Origin of the sequence: Parundibacterium terreum (genome assembly GCF_014636315.1) — a bacterium.
Lineage (GTDB): Bacteria > Pseudomonadota > Gammaproteobacteria > Burkholderiales > Burkholderiaceae_D > Undibacterium > Undibacterium terreum.
Genome location: NZ_BMED01000003.1, coordinates 564,963 through 582,207, shown reverse-complemented (window position 1 = coordinate 582,207; position 17,245 = coordinate 564,963). Strand labels below are relative to the sequence as shown.

Genomic DNA, 17,245 nt, shown 5'->3' with positions numbered 1-17,245 from the left:
CTGAAAGTTCTGTTTTAATGTTACGTCGTATGTACTAATGTTCTTACTGTGCAGCTGCCTGCGGAACCAGTCCGCGCGCTGCCGCAATCGTGATTGCGCCAAAGCCTGCGAGGTTATCCTGATCCTCGTCATTGACGACGATCTGTTTTCCATAAAAGAATCCGTTTTCCTTGATCAGCAATGCCAGCGCCTGCCTCAGCATCGGCTTGCCGGAAATAATAATGCTGGTGTCCGGGCGCATGCGTATCGCGCTGCTGTTCTTCAAGGTCAGCAGATCACCGCTCAATACTGCGCCCAGCAGGAAATTGGCTTTTTCATTCAATTGCGACTCAGTGAACAAATCCAGGATGCGCACGCTGAAGCAGGCGCGCGCCAATCCTGTCCTTTGCGCGGCAGCGGCACCGGCCAGCAGCATCTCCGGATGCAGTTCGCTGGCAAATTCGCCTTCCACCGATTTTTTCAGCAAGGTATGTTGGGTGATCGCCTGCAGCAACTCGCCGGCGATGGAAGTGGCGCAGCCGACGATGCGCTGTTCATTGTCTATCGATACCAGCTTGGTATGCGAACCCGGCAGGATGATCATTGCCGACCCTTGCAGCTTGAGGCGCGCAAGCAAGGCCATGGCCTCGGTTTCTTCGCCGCGCATCATGTCCATCGCTTCATGGTTGTGCAGGCCGACCTTGTCGACGCTATTGCGTACGCCGGGTATAAACCATACCGGCTGCGGAAACACTTCACGCATGACCACGCTCTGCATGCCCTGCGCCAGCTCCTGCAAGCCTGCCGGCGCCGGCAAATGCGGTATCTCGGACAGGCCGACATTGGAAGTGATCATGCCGGACGCCAGCATCAGGTCCACCTGCTCTTCGGCGAAGCCTGCCTGCGACAGGGCGCCGTTCACGGTATCGCGCACAGCTTGCTTCAATGCGGCATTGCTGCCGTTGATCGCCGTATCCCGCACACCGACCTCCGCGTGAGCCTGTGCCTTCAGTTGCCCATCTATCCACAGGCTGCTGCGGGTATTGGTCGTTCCTGTATCAATAGTGACAATATTCATGAAGCCGTGTTCCAAGTCGGGATGGCAGCTATGTTAAAACCGGGCTTAATATCTTTCCAATCAATATTTCGGTAGTTTTAATATCGATTCTGATATCATGGTCACTAGCTTCGCTACCATTCTTGCCATAAAGAAAACACGTGGAAAATACCAATTCGAACTGGTTCCTGCGCGCCAGGCTCAAGACCCGTCAATTGTTGCTGCTGATTGCGCTGGATGAGGAAAGAAACATCCATAGGGCGGCAGACGCACTGCACATGACCCAGCCGGCCGCTTCCAAGCAGTTGAAAGACCTGGAAGATATGCTGGAAATCCAGCTATTTGACCGTACACCGCGCGGCATGCAGCCGACTATCTACGGCGAGACGATGATACGCCATGCAAGAATGGCGCTCACCAGCCTGTCGCTGGCGCATGAAGATATCGTCGCGCTCAAATCCGGCCTGTCCGGCCAGGTGGAGGCCGGCGTCATCATGACACCCGGCATGTCCTTGCTGCCGCGCGCCATTTCCCGCGTCAAGCAGCAGGCACCCATGCTGCGCATAGGCGTGCAACTGGAAACCAGTAATATCCTGCTGAAGCGCCTGCAGCGCGGCACGCTGGATTTCATGGTGGGCCGCATCCTGGATCAGGAAGACCGCTCCGACCTGCTGTACGAAGAATTGGCAGAGGAACCGGTGTGCGCGGTCGGCCGCGTAGGCCACCCGCTGGAAGGTGCACTGGGGCTGGAACTGAAGGACATGGTCAAGGAAGGCTGGATACTGTCGCCGCAGGGCAGCGTGCTGCGCCATCGTTGCGACATGATGTTCCGCAAACAGGGGCTGGAGCCGCCGGTAAACGTGATTGACACCACCGCCATCCTGATGATCACATCGCTGCTGCAACAGACAGATTTCCTGCATGTGCTGCCGGTGGAGGTGGCGCGCTACTATGCGCAACTGAATATCCTGAGCATCTTGCCAATAGAGCTGCCGATCAAGATGGATGCGTTCGGTATCATCACGCGGCGCAGCCACTTGCTGTCGCCGGGCGCAAGACTATTGCTTGACGCCATACGCGTCGCCGCCAAGGAAATGTACTAGAAAAAAACCACTCTCATTCAAATGAAGGAGAGTGGTTAAAAGCCGGCCTTGCTTCTATCCCGCCGCCGGTCTAGGGGGAGAACCCGAACCGGCTAAGCAAGGACCATGCAGTTGTGGAGCCAACCGCATGCGGCAAGGAGGCGCTGCAAAACACCCACAGTGCCGGCTGGTGAAGAAAAATCAAGTACTCAACACCACTTACTCAGTAATGCCGAGCAGGCCTAACTCCAGCCGGCGTCAACGATGAATTCCTGCGACGTGCACATCACGCTATCGTCGGATGCCAGGAACAACACCATGCGGGCAATATGCATAGGCAGCAGCTTGTCCGGCAGGCATTGGTTTTGTTTGATATCTTTCTCCGCTTGTTCATCCACCCACAGCGCCAGTTGGCGCTCTGTCATGACCCAGCCGGGCGTGACCGTATTGACACGGATGTTATGCGGACCGAGGTCGCGTGCCAGGCCGCGGGTCAGGCCGATGACTGCGGCCTTGGTCGTTGTGTATGCAGGGTAGCCTGCACCCTTGATATGCCAGGAGATAGAGCTGACATTGATAATGGAGCCGCCGCCTTTTTTCTTCATGCCGGGCACAACGGCCTGGCTGGTGAAGAACATCGGGCGCTGGTTGATCGCGATACGTTCGTTCCAGTAGTCCAGCGTCACTTCTTCCAGATTGTGGCGCTGGTCATTTGCGGCGTTATTCACCAACACATCGAAATCGCCGATCTCTGCGGCGAGTTCCTGCATGGTTTTTTGCAGCGCCGGGATATCGGTGATATCGCAATGGCGGAACAGCGGCGCCTCCAGACCGGCCTGCTTCAGCTTGATGCATAAAGCCTCGCTGGCATCCTTCTGGATATCAACGAAGGCGACCTTTGCGCCCTGCTCTGCAAATGCCGCCACCAGTGATTCGCCGATGCCTGTGCCGCCGCCGGTGATAAAAACCCGCTTGCCCTTCAGGCTGCCGTATTGTGCCAATTGAAGATTGCCACTCATTTTATTGTCCCCTTTGTTGCGCTTACTTAGTTAAATTTTATCTTGCCTGCTCCTGCAGGCTGGCCGTACCTATCGTGCCTATGCCCTGCCGAGCTGGCCGTCCTTGCGCCGCCAGATCTGCAAAGGATTGCCGTCCTTTAATGCTGCCGGCAACAAGGCCTGCGACATGTTTTGATAGGATACCGGGCGCAGGAAACGGAAGATCGCTGCCGTTCCAACCGATGTACTCTTGCTATCCGACGTCGCAGGGAAAGGGCCGCCATGCACCATCGCGGTGGACACTTCCACGCCGGTAGGGAAACCATTGACCAGGATGCGGCCGACCTTGCGTTCCAGCACAGGCAGCAAGCCCAGCGCCATTTCGGTATCTGCGTCATCCATTTGCAGCGTCGCGGTCAATTGGCCTTCCAGCTTTTCCGCTACCTGGCGCATCTCTGCGACATCCTTGCATGCCACCAGCAGCGAAGAAGGGCCAAACACTTCGTCGGACAGCGCATGCTCTGCCAAAAAGTCGCTGGCCTCGGTGATGAACAAGGCGGGTGCAGCCTGGCATGATGCCGTAGCCGCAGCGCGCTGCTTCAAGGTCTTGACCTTGGGATGCCGGGCCAGGCCATCCACACCACGCTGATAGGCAGCGGAAATGCCGGGCGTCAGCATGGTACCGGGCTGTGCCGCCGCCAATGCCTGCGCCGCCTGCTCTGCAAAACGTTCAAAGTCCTTACCCTTGATGCCAAGTATCAGGCCTGGATTGGTGCAAAACTGTCCTACGCCCAAAGTCAGCGATGCTGCAAAACCGCTTGCAATCACTTCGCCGCGGCTTGCCAGCGCCTGCGGCAGCAGGAAAACAGGATTGATGCTGCTCATTTCCGCATATACGGGAATAGGCTGCGGCCTGGCGGCGGCAATCGCCATCAGTGCCAAGCCACCCTGGCGGGACCCGGTAAAGCCCACCGCCTGTATCGCAGGATGACGTACCAGGTCGGCGCCCAGGCCATTGCCTATGCCGGTCAGCAGTGAGAATACGCCTTCGTGCAAGCCGCACAGGGCAACCGCCTTTTGTATCGCCCGCCCTACCAGCTCGGAAGTACCGGGGTGCGCCGGATGCGCTTTCACGACCACCGGGCAACCGGCAGCCAGCGCCGATGCGGTATCTCCGCCTGCAACTGAAAAAGCCAATGGGAAATTACTGGCGCCAAACACCGCTACCGGGCCCAGCGCTATCATGCGCATGCGGATATCCGGCCGTGGAATTGCGCGTTCCGGCAAAGCCGTATCCAGCCGTGCGTCCAGCCACGAACCTTCGCGCAGCGTTTCAGCAAACAGTTTCAACTGGCCAACGGTACGGCCGCGTTCGCCCTCCAGCCTGGCGCGCGGCAAGCCGCTTTCCGCCATAGCCCTCTGGATTAGCTCATCGCCCAGCTCCAGTATCTGCTCGGCTATCGTCTCCAGGAAACGCGCACGGCTGTCCTTGTCGGTTTCGCGGTAGCTATCAAAAGCCGCCTGTGCCAGCGTGGCTGCGCTGGCTATTTCCGCCAGGCCTACGGTATGAAATTCCGGTTGCAGATCCTCGCCGCTGACTGGGGAAAACGCGCGAAATGCTTCGCCTGTACCGCGTACGCTTGCAGCGCCGATCAGCGCCTCGCCTGTAATATTCAACATAATTCTTTCAGTTTATAAGCTTGTAACGAGATTCTGCACAAAGGCCGGCTCGGCATCGACGACCAGGCGGTTGCGCAGAGGGGGTCCGAAGGCTTCGACTTCTATTTCGAAGCTCTCTCCCTGTTCCACTTTAATGCCTTCAGCAAAACTCAGTGTGGCAGTGCCAAAGAAATGCACATGCACATCGCCCGGACGGCAGAATAAAGGATATTTGAAATGATGGTATTCAAGATTGGAGATCGTATGCGACATATTGTCTTCTCCGCTGACGAAAGGCTTTTGCCAGCGCATCGCACCCTGGCTATCGCGTATGCCCGAGGTACCGGCTACGTGCGACGGCAAATCGCCCACCAGCAGTGCCGGGCCTACCGCACAGGTACGTAATTTGGAGTGTGCGAGATACAGGTAGTTCTGGCGCTCGGTGACATGATCTGAAAATTCATTACCCAGTGCAAAACCGATACGGTAGGGCTTGCCGTCTGCGCCTATCACGTACAGGCCGGCAATCTCAGGCTCTTCGCCACCATCCAGCGCAAATGCAGGCATGCGCAAATCCTGGCCGCTGGCGCTGACGATGGAACCGTCTCCCTTGTAAAACCATTCCGGCTGCACTCCATGCTGGCCGGCGGCAGGCTTGCCGTTTTCCAGGCCCAGGCGGAACATCTTCATGCTATCGGTCAGGGATTCAATCGCGCCATCCACCTTCTTGTGCATTGCATCGCGCGTATCGGCGCTGCCCAGATGCGTGAGGCCGGTGCCGGTCACGAAGCAGTGTGCGTTATCCGTATGATCCAGCGGCGGCAGCAGGCGGCCCTGCTCTGCTACTTCGCTGTAAGCCACAACGGTAGCGCCGAGAGCGGCAGTAACAACGGCTTCCAGCTTGCACTTCTTTGCAATCGCAGCCTGCGCCAGTTGATAGGTGCTGGTATACGCATCCAGCACACGGATTGCCGTATTGCCGTTTTGCAGGCAACCTACGCGGCGCGCGCCTTGCGCATCTTTAAACTGTACCAATAACATATTGTCTCCTGTCTTTTATTTTGCATGGACAGCGGACGTCCGCCGGCCACCGGCAAATAAAGTATTAGTGTGAATGCTTGGGAACTGCCGAGCCGCGGCAACCGACCAGGAAGTCAAAATCGCAACCTTCGTCCGCCTGTAATACCCGGTCTATATACAGTTGCTGGTAGCCGCTCTGTATCGGCAATGGTGGTTGCTCACCCAATTGCTTCAGGCGACTGGCCATTTCTTCATCGCTGATATCCAGATGCAGGCGGCCTGCATGGCAATCCAGCTCGACATAGTCACCGTCCTGCACGATGGCCAGCGGGCCGCCGGCGGCGGCTTCCGGCGCAACGTGCAACACCACGGTGCCATAGGCGGTACCGCTCATGCGGGCATCCGAAATACGCACCATGTCCTTCACGCCCTGGGCCAGCAACTTAGGCGGCAAGCCCATATTGCCGACCTCTGCCATGCCGGGGTAGCCCTTGGGGCCGCAATTCTTCATCACCAGCACCGAGCTGGCATCCACATCCAAATCCGGATCAACGATGCGCTGCTTGTAGTGGTCAAAATTTTCAAAGACAACTGCCTTGCCGCGATGCTGCATCAGTTCCGGCGACGCGGCGGAAGGTTTCAGTACCGCACCGCGCGGGGCCAGGTTGCCGCGCAGGATACTGATGCCGCCGTCTGCGATCAGGGGCTTGTCCAGCGGGCGTATCACTTCGTCGTTATAGATAGGCGCGGCGCTGGTGTTTTCCCAGATGCTCTTGCCGTTCACGGTCAGTGCATCCTTGTGCGGAATCAGGTTCGCTTCGCCCAGGCGGCGCAGCACTCCCGGCAAGCCGCCGGCATAATAAAACTCTTCCATCAGGAAACGGCCGGAAGGCATCAGATCAACGATAGTTGGTGTCTCGCGCCCTATGCGGGTCCAGTCTTCCAGTTCCAGCGGCACGCCCATGCGGCCGGCTATCGCCTTCAGGTGGATCACTGCGTTGGTGGAGCCGCCTATAGCCGCATTGACGCGTATCGCATTTTCAAATGCTTCCTTGGTCAGCACCTTGGACAGGCGCAGATCTTCCCACACCATTTCCACGATGCGTATGCCTGACATGTGCGCCAATACATAGCGGCGCGAATCAACCGCAGGGATGGCAGCATTGTGCGGCAGCGAAGTGCCCAGCGCTTCGGCCATGCAGGCCATCGTGGAGGCCGTACCCATGGTATTGCAGGTGCCGGCAGAGCGCGACATGCCGGACTCTGCCGACATGAATTGATGCATAGTGATCTGGCCGGCCTTCACTGCCTCGTGCAGTTGCCATACTGCCGTGCCTGATCCTATGTCCTTGCCTTCGTGCTTGCCGTTCAGCATAGGGCCGCCGCTGACTACGATTGCCGGCACGTCGCAGCTTGCTGCACCCATCAATAGTGCGGGCGTGGTCTTGTCGCAGCCCACCAGCAGCACCACTGCATCCATGGGATTACCGCGTATGGATTCTTCCACGTCGATACTGGCCAGGTTGCGGGTCAGCATCGCGGTAGGACGCAGGTTGGACTCGCCGTTGGAAAACACCGGAAACTCTACCGGAAAGCCGCCGGCTTCCAGGATGCCGCGCTTGACGTGTTCTGCGATCTTGCGGAAGTGCGCATTGCAGGGGGTGAGTTCAGACCAGGTATTGCAGATGCCAATGATGGGCTTGCCCTGGAACTCATGATCGGGAATACCCTGGTTTTTCATCCAGCTACGGTACATGAAGCCATTTTTATCTGCTGTACCAAACCATTCTGCGGAGCGCAGACGCACTTTCTTTGTCTCGGACATACTTGTTTCCAAACTATTTTGTTTTATATTTCGGGTATTTGGCCTTGGCCAGGCCAACTTGCCCGGGCCCAATCACAGCCAGTGTGAAGCGTAAAGTGTACGGATACTAAACAGTCTGAAGATATCTTTCTAATGACTTTTTTCCCCAATTTGATACCGGATTTGATATCAAATTTCAGCCTATCGCCTGTTTTTGCCCAATAAACTGTCAAAAACACCACCCTCATGCCAAGTTTTGAGGCACGTTTGGAATGCTGGCAGCAAAGCTGCGGGCAAAGGTTCATAATTGGCGGCTTTTGCGCGGGGCTTTCAGCGCAGCAGATACCAAATTCGATATCAAATTTAGTTAAAAAGTCATTAGAAAGATATCTTTAGACAATTTAGTATCCACGCATCGAAATGAAGCCCAAAGTACAGGCTCCCTTCCGGCAATATCTGAAGGAGCCTACCGGGCAGTTCACATTGCGATCGCAAAAACAGGTGACGGAGCACAGCTACGCGCCGGTGTCGATGCGGGGGAAGGTAGGCAAGCCAGCTTGACCTGCGCTTGCCTGCTGCAACATATTTAAATGCAGGCATCAAAATAACAGGAGACAGTTTGTGAAAATGATCAAATTTATGGTCGCAGGACTTGCGATCGGTATCGTGGCGGCCGCCCCTCTGGCAGGCGCCCAGGAAAAAGGCCCGATCGGCATTTCCATGCCAACCAAGGCTTCCGCTCGCTGGATTGCTGACGGCGACAATATGGTCAAGGTATTCAAGGAACGCGGCTACAAGACCGATCTGCAATACGCAGACGACGATATTCCTAACCAATTGGCCCAGATCGAAAACATGATCACCAAGAACGTCAAAGTTCTGGTGATTGCTGCGATCGACGGCACCACTCTGTCCAATGCCTTGCAAAAAGCGGCCGACAAGGGCATCAAGGTCATCGCTTACGACAGGCTGATCCGCGGTTCCAAGAACGTGGATTACTACGCCACTTTCGACAACTTCCAGGTTGGCGTCATGCAGGCCAGCTATATTGAAACCGCACTGAACCTGAAAGCAGGCAAAGGTCCTTTCAATATCGAATTGTTCGGCGGTTCCGCGGACGACAACAACGCATTCTTCTTCTACAACGGCGCGATGTCGGTACTGAAGCCCTACATCGACAGCGGCAAGCTGGTCGTACGCAGCAAACAGCTCGGCATGGACAAAGTTTCCACGCTGCGCTGGGATGGCGCTGTTGCACAGGCACGCATGGACAATCTGCTGAGCGCCTATTACACCAACAGCCATGTGGACGCAGTATTGTCCCCATACGACGGCCTGAGCATCGGTATTTTGTCTTCGCTGAAAGGCGTGGGCTATGGCACACCTAAACTGCCTATGCCTATCGTCACCGGCCAGGATGCGGAAGTTGCTTCCGTTAAATCCATCCTGCGCGGCGAACAAAAATCCACCGTGTTCAAAGATACGCGTGAACTGGCTAAAGTCACTGTAGGCATGGTAGACGCTGTCCTGAGCGGTAAAACGCCTCAGATCAACGATACTAAAACCTACAACAACGGTGTGAAGGTAGTACCTTCCTACCTGTTGAAACCAGTCAGCGTGGATGCATCCAACTGGAAGCAGATCCTAGTCACAGGCAGCGGCTACTACACAGAAGCACAGTTCAAATAATAGCGGGCTAACAGCCACTACTATAATGTCCTGAAAACGGATGCAGTGCGCCGCTGCCACTGCATCCGTTGGGTCTGAGCCCAGTCTGCGTCTGATCCATTGTGGCAGGCAAAATAAAATCAAGAGTTTGAGACAAACTGTCCGCTTTCCCGCTATTGGGGAGAACGCGGACTTAAGAGGTTATAAGATGAATACTATCCTGGAAATGCGCGGGATAAGGAAGACCTTCCCCGGTGTGAAAGCGCTGGACAATGTCAATCTTCAAGTTCGTAGCGGCGAGATTCACGCGATAGTCGGAGAGAACGGAGCCGGCAAATCAACGCTGATGAAAGTCCTCAGCGGCGTCTATCCCCACGGCAGCTATTCCGGTGACATTCTGTATCACGGCGAAACAAGGCAGTTCAAGGATATCTCCGATAGCGAAAAAATCGGCATCATCATCATTCACCAGGAACTGGCTCTGGTACCGCTGCTATCCATTGCGGAGAACCTGTTCCTCGGTAACGAACAATCAAAAAACGGCATCATCGACTGGGCGCTGGCGTATACCAAGACACGCGAACTGCTGCAGAAGGTGGGCCTGAATGAATTGCCGAATACCCTGGTCAACAGCCTCGGTGTCGGCAAGCAGCAGCTGATAGAGATTGCGAAGGCGCTCTCCAAGGAAGTCAAACTACTGATCCTGGATGAGCCTACCGCCAGCTTGAATGAAAGCGACAGCGATGCCTTGCTGGAATTGCTGCTGGAACTGAAGCAGCAGGGTATTTCCTCCATCCTGATCTCGCACAAGCTGAATGAAATCTCCAAGGTGGCCGACGCGATCACGGTGCTGCGTGACGGCACGACAGTGGAAAGTTTTGACTGCCGCAAGGAGCCGATCAGCGAAGACAGGATCATCCAGAACATGGTAGGCCGCGAAATGGCGGACCGCTATCCGAAGCGCACTCCGCAGATAGGCGAAACCATCTTTGAAGTGCAGGACTGGCGCGTGCATCATCCCGAGCAGGCGGAACGGCAGGTCATCAAGGGCGTCAGCTTCAATGTCAGAAAAGGCGAGATTGTCGGCATCGCCGGCCTGATGGGTGCCGGCCGCACTGAGTTGGCGATGAGTATCTTCGGCCGCTCCTATGGCCGCAATATCAGCGGCAAGGTATTGAAAAACGGCCAGCAGATCGATGTCAGCAGTATACAAAAGGCCATCCGGCACGGCCTCGCCTATGCAACCGAAGACAGGAAAGGCCTGGGCCTGATCCTGGAAGACGACATCAAGCGCAACGTCAGCCTGGCCAACCTGCCAGGCGTGTCCAGCAAGCTGGTGATCGATGAAGGCCGCGAATACTCAGTCGCTGCAGACTACCGCAGCAAGCTGAAGATACGCAGCTCGAATGTATTCCAGAAGGTATTGAATCTTTCCGGCGGCAACCAGCAAAAGGTCGTGCTGAGCAAATGGCTGTTCTCCAATCCGGACATCCTGATACTGGACGAACCCAGCCGTGGCATCGACGTCGGCGCCAAATATGAAATCTACAGCATCATCAGCCAGCTCGCCGCAGAAGGCAAAGGCATCATCATGATCTCATCCGAGATGCCGGAACTGCTGGGCATGTGCGACCGCATCTATGTGATGAACGAGGGCAATTTCGTCGCGGAATTTCCTATAGCGGAAGCCAGCCAGGAAAAAATCATGCGGGCAATCGTCAAGAATGGAGAAGGCAATCATGGCAAATAAACTGGCTACGGCGGACTCCGCCGGCATTGCATCTGAAGCAGTATCGGAAATTACATCAGGAACGACAAGTATGAAAGACGTAAAGAATATCCCGGCAGAGCAGGATGCCCAAGGCAAGGGCTACGGCAGCTTCCTGAAAAACAATATGCGCGAATACGGCATGCTGATGTCGCTGATCGCGATCATGGCTTTCTTCCAGGTGATGACGGACGGCACGCTGATGCAGCCGCTGAACCTGACCAACCTAGTCTTGCAGAACAGCTATATCGTCATCATGGCGCTGGGCATGCTGATGGTGATCGTGGCAGGCCATATCGATCTGTCGGTGGGCTCGGTGGTCGGTTTTATCGGTGCGCTGGCGGCAGTACTGATCGTCAACTACAACATGAATTTCATGCTGGCCGCGCTGATCTGCCTGGTAGCAGGCGCCATTATCGGCGCTGCGCAGGGATATTTTGTCGCCTTCTTCCGCATACCCGCCTTCATCGTCACGCTGGCCGGCATGCTGGTCTTCAAGGGCCTGACGCTGGCGCTCTTGCAGGGACAATCGGTAGGCCCCTTCCCTGACGGATTCCAGCGCCTGAGCTCGGGCTTTATTCCAGAACTGATAGAAACCGGCGAGTTCCGCGTGACTTCATTGGTCGTTGGCGTGATCGTTGCGGCAATCCTGATCTTTGTCAAACTCCGCAGCCGCCTGAAACAGGCGCGCTATGGCATGGTGGATGAGCCGTATCAGTTTTTTTTCCTGAAGAATGCTGTTTTCGCTGCTGTGATCGTGTACTTCAGCTACCTGCTGGCCTCTTATAAAGGCATGCCTAACGTGCTGATCGTGATGTTTGTGCTGATGGTCGCGTACACCTTCATAGCCAACCGGACGGTACTGGGCCGCCGTGTATATGCAGTGGGCGGCAATGAAAAAGCAGCACGCCTGTCCGGCATCAAGACCGAGCGCGTATCTTTCTATACCTTCGTCAACATGGGCATGCTCGCAGCACTGGCCGGCCTGATCTTTGCGGCTCGCCTGAACACGGCTACGCCAAAGGCAGGTACCGGCTTTGAACTGGACGTGATTGCAGCCTGCTTCATCGGCGGCGCATCCGCATCCGGCGGCGTCGGCAAAGTAATGGGCGCGGTCATCGGCGCCTTTGTGATGGGCGTGATGAACAACGGCATGTCCATCATGGGCATAGGCATCGACTACCAGCAGGTGATCAAGGGACTGGTATTGCTGGCAGCGGTCTTTGTGGACGTGTATAACAAGAACAAATGATTTAGAACCCGAAGAACACAAAACAAAAAGGAGAGGCTGATTACCTCTCCTTTTTTTATGCATGAGGTGCACCGCGCTTCAATGCACCACTAAACGTTTCGCCTTCATTGCCTGCTTGTTGGCATACATGGCAGTATCCGCATCGGCCAGGAGGCTTGCAATGGAGGTATGCCGCTCTGCCGCATACTCGATCTGCCCCACGCTAAAGCGGATATCGTAGCCACGCGCATCTTCTGCATTGCGCGCATCCACCGCATGCTGCAGACGCTGTATGGCAAGCGATGCTTCTTGATAATTGGAATTGGTCAGCAAAGCCACAAACTCGTCACCGCCAAGGCGGCCCACAACATCGCTATCGCGAAACACACTTTGCAATAGGCCGGCAAACGTAGACAGGGCCCTGTCTCCTTCCGCATGGCCGTAGGTATCGTTGATTTTCTTGAAATCGTTCAAGTCGAAGAACAGCAGCGACATCGGCTTTTCCATGCGCTTGCAGACATTCAGCGCATGCTGTGCCAGCGATTCAAAACCCCGGCGATTGGACAAGGCGGTTAATTCATCGATGGTGGCCATCTGGATTGCGGCAATTTCCTGCTCCGCCATCGCGGCAAGATCGCGCAGCAGCTTGCGGTCTTCTTCATCCATGTCGCGCGGCTTGACATCGATCAGGCATAGCGTGCCTATCTTGCTGCCATTAGGCACCGACAATGGGCAGCCGGCATAAAAACGCACGTAAGGATCTCCGGTTACCAAGGGATTATCGTGGAAGCGATCATCGGCCAGTGCATCCGGGATAGTAAAAATGCCGTCATTCAGGATTGCATGCCCGCAAAATGAAATATCGCGCGGCGTCTCGCTGGCAGAGAGCCCGGCACATGATTTGAGCCATTGCCGGTCAGAATCAACCAGGCTCACCAGCGCAATAGGTACGCCAAACAGACGCTTTGCCAGCCGGGTTAGCCGGTCAAAGCGCTCCTCGGCCGGAGTATCCAGGATATTCAGCGAGTGCAGAGTATTGACGCGTAGCGCTTCGTTTTCGGGTTTGGCTGGCGCGAGCATTTGTGTCCTCTATCTAATTTATATTTCGACAATGGCGATCCTGCTGCAGGCATACACTTCCGGCATAACTATTCTACTGTGGAGACCTATTTTTGTGTGAGGTCCGCTCTCCCTGATCAACAACCGTAGCGGCTGGGCGCTCAGCTATGCTCCGCAGCTATCCGTTTGCGCAGGCTTTCTTTGAAAACGCCCACATATTTACGGCATGCCCGTGGAACAAAAAAGCCATTCTTTTCCGACGTCGTCCGAGCTAGTTTTGCCCACATGCCGGAAAACTCCGGATGTACCGATATCAGGATATCGCAGGGTAACTTGGAAAGGGTTGCAAAGCTCCCTTCCAGATCCCGGATCGCGTTCGGATAATTGTCGTTGTCGGTAAATTTGAAATCGGCAACAGATACCGGATTAATGCTGTCTGCATACACGATGCTGGCGCAGCGCTTGCCTTCGCAGGATTTCCAGGTCCAACTGGTTCCGCCTGGCGTATGGCCGGGAGTGAAGTGGGCGGTCACCGCCAGCGGTCCTACAGTCAGAGTTTCTCCGTCATGCACAGCGCGGGTGCCCACCACCGGAGGATAGGGAGTCGCATTGCCGGCTTGAGGATCGTCTTCGCCCACATGCCCCTGCATCATGGCCTGTATGGCCGAGGGGCTGGCGGCGACAGTCGCGCCACTCAAACGCTGCAATTTCGCTATGCCACCGGCATGATCAAAATGCGCGTGGGAATTGAGGATGAATTTGACATCTTCCAGCTTGAACCCCAGTGCGCGTATGCTGGCGGCGATCTTGTCCGCCGATTCCGGCAATGCACCATCCAGCAAGATATGGCCCTGGTCAGAAGTCACCAGCACCGAGCTGAGACCATGCACGCCGACGTAATAGCTATTGCCGAAAATGCGGAAAGGCTCCTGCGGCGTAGTCCAACTGTCCGGCCAGTGGGATGCATGGCCGGCATCGGCCCCAGACCCAGGGCCAGCATATGCCGTAGCGATGCACAACAGGCCGGATAGCAATAATGCTAAGGTCCTGAAGCGTGATTTTTGTGACATGACACAGAACCCCTGGCGATAAGCACCACAATGAATCTACAGTGAATCGACAGATTGTATGCCAAAAGCGGGCCGGTTTGATATACTTGGAGCCTGCCTTTCCCTGTAAAGAACTATAGGTCCAATACTATGCGCCCGCTATTCGCCCAGGACACGCAAGGGCACATTCCGACTGCACGCTGCTGTGCTGTCAGGCACACATCGCGATGCGCTATATCGCCTTCAACAAGCTGGGTGTAGCAATTGCCGCACTCCCCGCGCTTGCAATCAAATGACAAAAATGCACCTGCATCTACCAGGGCATCCAGAATGGATGTGCCTGGCGCCACGTCCACGGTGATATCCGATTGCGCCAGATGGACCTGTACAGGCTTGTCTTCCGTAGTGCCACGAACGCCGAAACTTTCCATGTGGATGGCGGAATCAGGCCAATCGAGTAATGCTGCAATGCGGCGTAGATCTTGCAATAACGAGACCGGACCGCAGGCGTAGACTTGCGCATTGCCGGTGTAATTGCCCAGGATAGCGGCCAGGTCCGCACGCTCTGCGTGACCAGCGTCATCCGTCGTGTCCGGATTGACCTGCGTCAGATGGGTAAACAACTGCTGTGACGGAAGCGCCTTCAAATCGTCCAGCAACACCAGACGCTCCTGGGAGCGGGCCAGGTAGTGAAACTCAAGCTCGGCCCTTTCCTTGTGAAATGCATGCGCTATCGAAACCAGGGGGGTCACGCCTATGCCGCCGGCAATCAACACCACGCGCCCTTGAGCGGGCTTGGCCGGAAAGCTGTTGAACGGTCCGGTGAGCGTGATCGTATCGCCAATCTGCAGTTGCTGATGCAAGTGGCGCGAACCACCCCTGCCTTTCTGATCCAGCAATACCGCGATGCGGTACTCTTGCGTTTCACCGGGGCTGCCTATCAACGAATACTGGCGCTCGACGATGCTGCCGTCAGGCAGCGTAAAACGCAACTGCACATGCGCACCGGCACTCCACGCGGGCAGTGCGCCGCCATCGGGCTTGCGGATGCGAAATTCCTTGACGGCGTCTCCATGCTCGATGATGTCTGAAATGATATGGCTCACGATGTTGCTCCCGGCTTGCCGGCAATAGCCGGATTGAACGGCGACGCATCCACATACTCCCAATGCAAGCCTTGCTTGACCGAGCGAAGCATCCATCGTTCTATTGTGAAATCCCAGTAGCGCCGCGTACCTCCGGTGGCGCCGTCCTGATCATCGACATCCCAGCGTATGACCGCATTTCCCACCAGTTGCAATTGCCTGTTACCGGTGAAATCCTGTATCAGCAAGCCTGTCTTTGGGTTGCTTTCCATATTGCCCAGCGTATTGAACATGCTGTTGCCGTGATAGTCCGGGACCCTGATGGTGCCGTCTTCCAGTATCTGTATGAAGCCGGGATTGCCGCCTCGATGCGATGCATCGCTGCCGCGCTCAGCATGCGAGCTGGCGACAAACAAAGTGTCGGCATTGCGTATCAAAGTATATGCAGCCTCATTTAATTGACGGCCACCGGTAATCATCGCGCTCGTGCTTGCATCCGGCTCCTGGGCAAAGTCCTGCAGGCTTAGCTGACGCCTTTGTATATATTTGGGGCAGTTCGGGTAAGCCTCGCCAACGTCCACTTCCAGGCCCTGGCCGTCAAGACGGCTGACCCTGCCGTTGACGCGATAGCGTCGACGGGTGCCTAGTTCAATAAACAGCATGCCGATCTGGGTACCGACTTCGATGTTGGACCAGAAGGGATCTGCTTGATCGCGCTCTTCTGCAGCGACCTGGATTTGTACCGAGCTTCCATTTTCCGTGCGCAGGAAACCCGGCTTTCCATACAGGACGGAAGCCCAGGCATAGTCATCCACATCGACACTACTGAGTACCACCATGAACTGTTTCTCTATGAAGCCGCGCGCGCCTGCAATGATGCTATCGGCCATCATCGTGCCATTGCGATCGGCAACCGCATCTTCTCCGGCGCGCACCTGCACCGTTCTCTCGCCTTCATGAAACCCTAGTCCTGCACCCATGATGTTCTCCTTCGTCGGTCGCCCGCATCCACCTCTTTGGCCAATGCGGGTCAACTCTTGTTTAGAACGTGAAGACTGTATAGCCGTCGACAGCCAGTTGGCCCAGGCTTGGCAAACCGGATGTGCCCGGCACGCTGTTATCAGTCACCAGATCAAAGCCGTTTTTTACCGCATCTTCACGCGCACCAAAAACATCAGCACAGCCGCAGGAAACGCCGGCTACTTTATCTTCAACGGCCTTGAACAAGGCATGCAGCGGATGTGCGGCTTTGCCCACTTCTGCGGCCCAGCGGGTGCCGGTGCCCTGGAAGTAGATAGCCACTTCGACGCCGCGTTGCTTGAAGTCATACGCGGCGGCAAGGCCATTAAAGGTGCGGCCCAGGGCTTCTTCGCTACCGGTTTTGGGGTCGGACAAGAGAATGATTGCTGCTTTCATGATGAGTATTCCTATAAAAAGTGGTGAGGGTAATTCGCAGATTGCGACGGCAACTAAATTTAGCGCCGTCTGTTGATCATGCTAACTACAACCATTTTTATTAACAATAATCACTATTTGCATTTATATATTCCGATAAATGGAATATTAATATTCAAGCAATCATATTATCGACGCCTGCTCCAGGTCCTACGCAAAGATGCCGGCACGTGTTGTATGCGTTTTGTTAAAGAATGCAAATAGGAAACGCACATTTACCTGTCTGTACAAGCGGAAAAGAAGGAATATCTTCAATGATTTCAATCTCTTAGGTGCCCGAAAGAATCTTGCCACCCACTCGCCTTGTCTATTCGGCAGGCGTCGCCAATAT

At 55.5% G+C, this 17,245-nt stretch carries 14 protein-coding genes; 4 read left to right on the top strand and 10 right to left on the bottom strand.

Annotation, left to right across the window (positions count from 1 at the left end):
• Window positions 1-43 precede the first annotated feature (43 nt).
• Window positions 44-1,057 (bottom strand): 2-dehydro-3-deoxygalactonokinase, encoded by a 1,014-nt coding sequence (locus IEW12_RS17365; RefSeq protein WP_188567329.1) that lies wholly within the window; start codon window positions 1,055-1,057, stop codon window positions 44-46.
• A 140-nt stretch (window positions 1,058-1,197) separates the two neighbouring features.
• Between IEW12_RS17365 and IEW12_RS17360 the strand changes: the two genes are divergently transcribed.
• The gene (locus tag IEW12_RS17360; RefSeq protein WP_188567328.1) at window positions 1,198-2,139 is read left to right on the top strand and encodes a LysR family transcriptional regulator; all 942 of its coding nucleotides are present in this window, start codon (window positions 1,198-1,200) and stop codon (window positions 2,137-2,139) included.
• A 221-nt stretch (window positions 2,140-2,360) separates the two neighbouring features.
• Here the strand turns inward: IEW12_RS17360 and IEW12_RS17355 are convergent, their stop codons facing one another.
• The 4 genes from IEW12_RS17355 to IEW12_RS17340 all read right to left on the bottom strand — a co-directional run bounded on the left by IEW12_RS17355 (window position 2,361) and on the right by IEW12_RS17340 (window position 7,620).
• On the bottom strand, window positions 2,361-3,137 hold the full coding sequence (locus tag IEW12_RS17355; RefSeq protein WP_188567327.1) for an SDR family NAD(P)-dependent oxidoreductase: 777 nt from the start codon (window positions 3,135-3,137) through the stop codon (window positions 2,361-2,363).
• A gap of 78 nt (window positions 3,138-3,215) precedes the next feature.
• On the bottom strand, window positions 3,216-4,793 hold the full coding sequence (locus IEW12_RS17350; protein ID WP_188567566.1) for an aldehyde dehydrogenase (NADP(+)): 1,578 nt from the start codon (window positions 4,791-4,793) through the stop codon (window positions 3,216-3,218).
• Between the two features lie 15 nt (window positions 4,794-4,808).
• Window positions 4,809-5,816: an AraD1 family protein gene (gene araD1 / locus IEW12_RS17345; RefSeq protein ID WP_188567326.1), complete on the bottom strand. Its 1,008-nt coding sequence runs from the start codon at window positions 5,814-5,816 to the stop codon at window positions 4,809-4,811.
• A gap of 64 nt (window positions 5,817-5,880) precedes the next feature.
• Complete coding sequence (locus IEW12_RS17340; protein WP_188567325.1) at window positions 5,881-7,620, bottom strand: IlvD/Edd family dehydratase; 1,740 nt, start codon at window positions 7,618-7,620, stop codon at window positions 5,881-5,883.
• Window positions 7,621-8,226: 606 nt separating this feature from the next.
• Between IEW12_RS17340 and chvE the strand changes: the two genes are divergently transcribed.
• The 3 genes from chvE to mmsB all read left to right on the top strand — a co-directional run bounded on the left by chvE (window position 8,227) and on the right by mmsB (window position 12,287).
• Window positions 8,227-9,288: a multiple monosaccharide ABC transporter substrate-binding protein gene (gene chvE, locus IEW12_RS17335; RefSeq protein WP_308789145.1), complete on the top strand. Its 1,062-nt coding sequence runs from the start codon at window positions 8,227-8,229 to the stop codon at window positions 9,286-9,288.
• Between the two features lie 187 nt (window positions 9,289-9,475).
• On the top strand, window positions 9,476-11,017 hold the full coding sequence (gene mmsA, locus IEW12_RS17330; protein ID WP_188567323.1) for a multiple monosaccharide ABC transporter ATP-binding protein: 1,542 nt from the start codon (window positions 9,476-9,478) through the stop codon (window positions 11,015-11,017).
• A 70-nt stretch (window positions 11,018-11,087) separates the two neighbouring features.
• Window positions 11,088-12,287: a multiple monosaccharide ABC transporter permease gene (gene mmsB / locus IEW12_RS17325; RefSeq protein ID WP_188567565.1), complete on the top strand. Its 1,200-nt coding sequence runs from the start codon at window positions 11,088-11,090 to the stop codon at window positions 12,285-12,287.
• Window positions 12,288-12,365: 78 nt separating this feature from the next.
• On the opposite strand, the gene IEW12_RS17320 is transcribed toward mmsB, so the two are convergent.
• The 5 genes from IEW12_RS17320 to IEW12_RS17300 form a co-directional block, all read right to left on the bottom strand.
• Window positions 12,366-13,346, bottom strand: a complete 981-nt coding sequence (locus tag IEW12_RS17320; protein ID WP_188567322.1) for a sensor domain-containing diguanylate cyclase — start codon at window positions 13,344-13,346, stop codon at window positions 12,366-12,368.
• Between the two features lie 140 nt (window positions 13,347-13,486).
• On the bottom strand, window positions 13,487-14,395 hold the full coding sequence (bla, locus tag IEW12_RS17315) for a subclass B3 metallo-beta-lactamase (RefSeq protein WP_188567321.1): 909 nt from the start codon (window positions 14,393-14,395) through the stop codon (window positions 13,487-13,489).
• A gap of 113 nt (window positions 14,396-14,508) precedes the next feature.
• Window positions 14,509-15,480, bottom strand: coding sequence for a PDR/VanB family oxidoreductase (locus IEW12_RS17310; protein ID WP_188567320.1), 972 nt, complete (start codon window positions 15,478-15,480; stop codon window positions 14,509-14,511).
• Window positions 15,477-16,439 (bottom strand): pyridoxamine 5'-phosphate oxidase family protein, encoded by a 963-nt coding sequence (locus tag IEW12_RS17305; RefSeq protein ID WP_188567319.1) that lies wholly within the window; start codon window positions 16,437-16,439, stop codon window positions 15,477-15,479. Before IEW12_RS17305 ends, IEW12_RS17310 begins: the two co-directional genes overlap by 4 nt.
• Before the next feature lie 61 nt (window positions 16,440-16,500).
• Window positions 16,501-16,875 (bottom strand): DsrE family protein, encoded by a 375-nt coding sequence (locus tag IEW12_RS17300; RefSeq protein ID WP_188567318.1) that lies wholly within the window; start codon window positions 16,873-16,875, stop codon window positions 16,501-16,503.
• Between the last annotated feature and the right edge of the window lie 370 nt (window positions 16,876-17,245).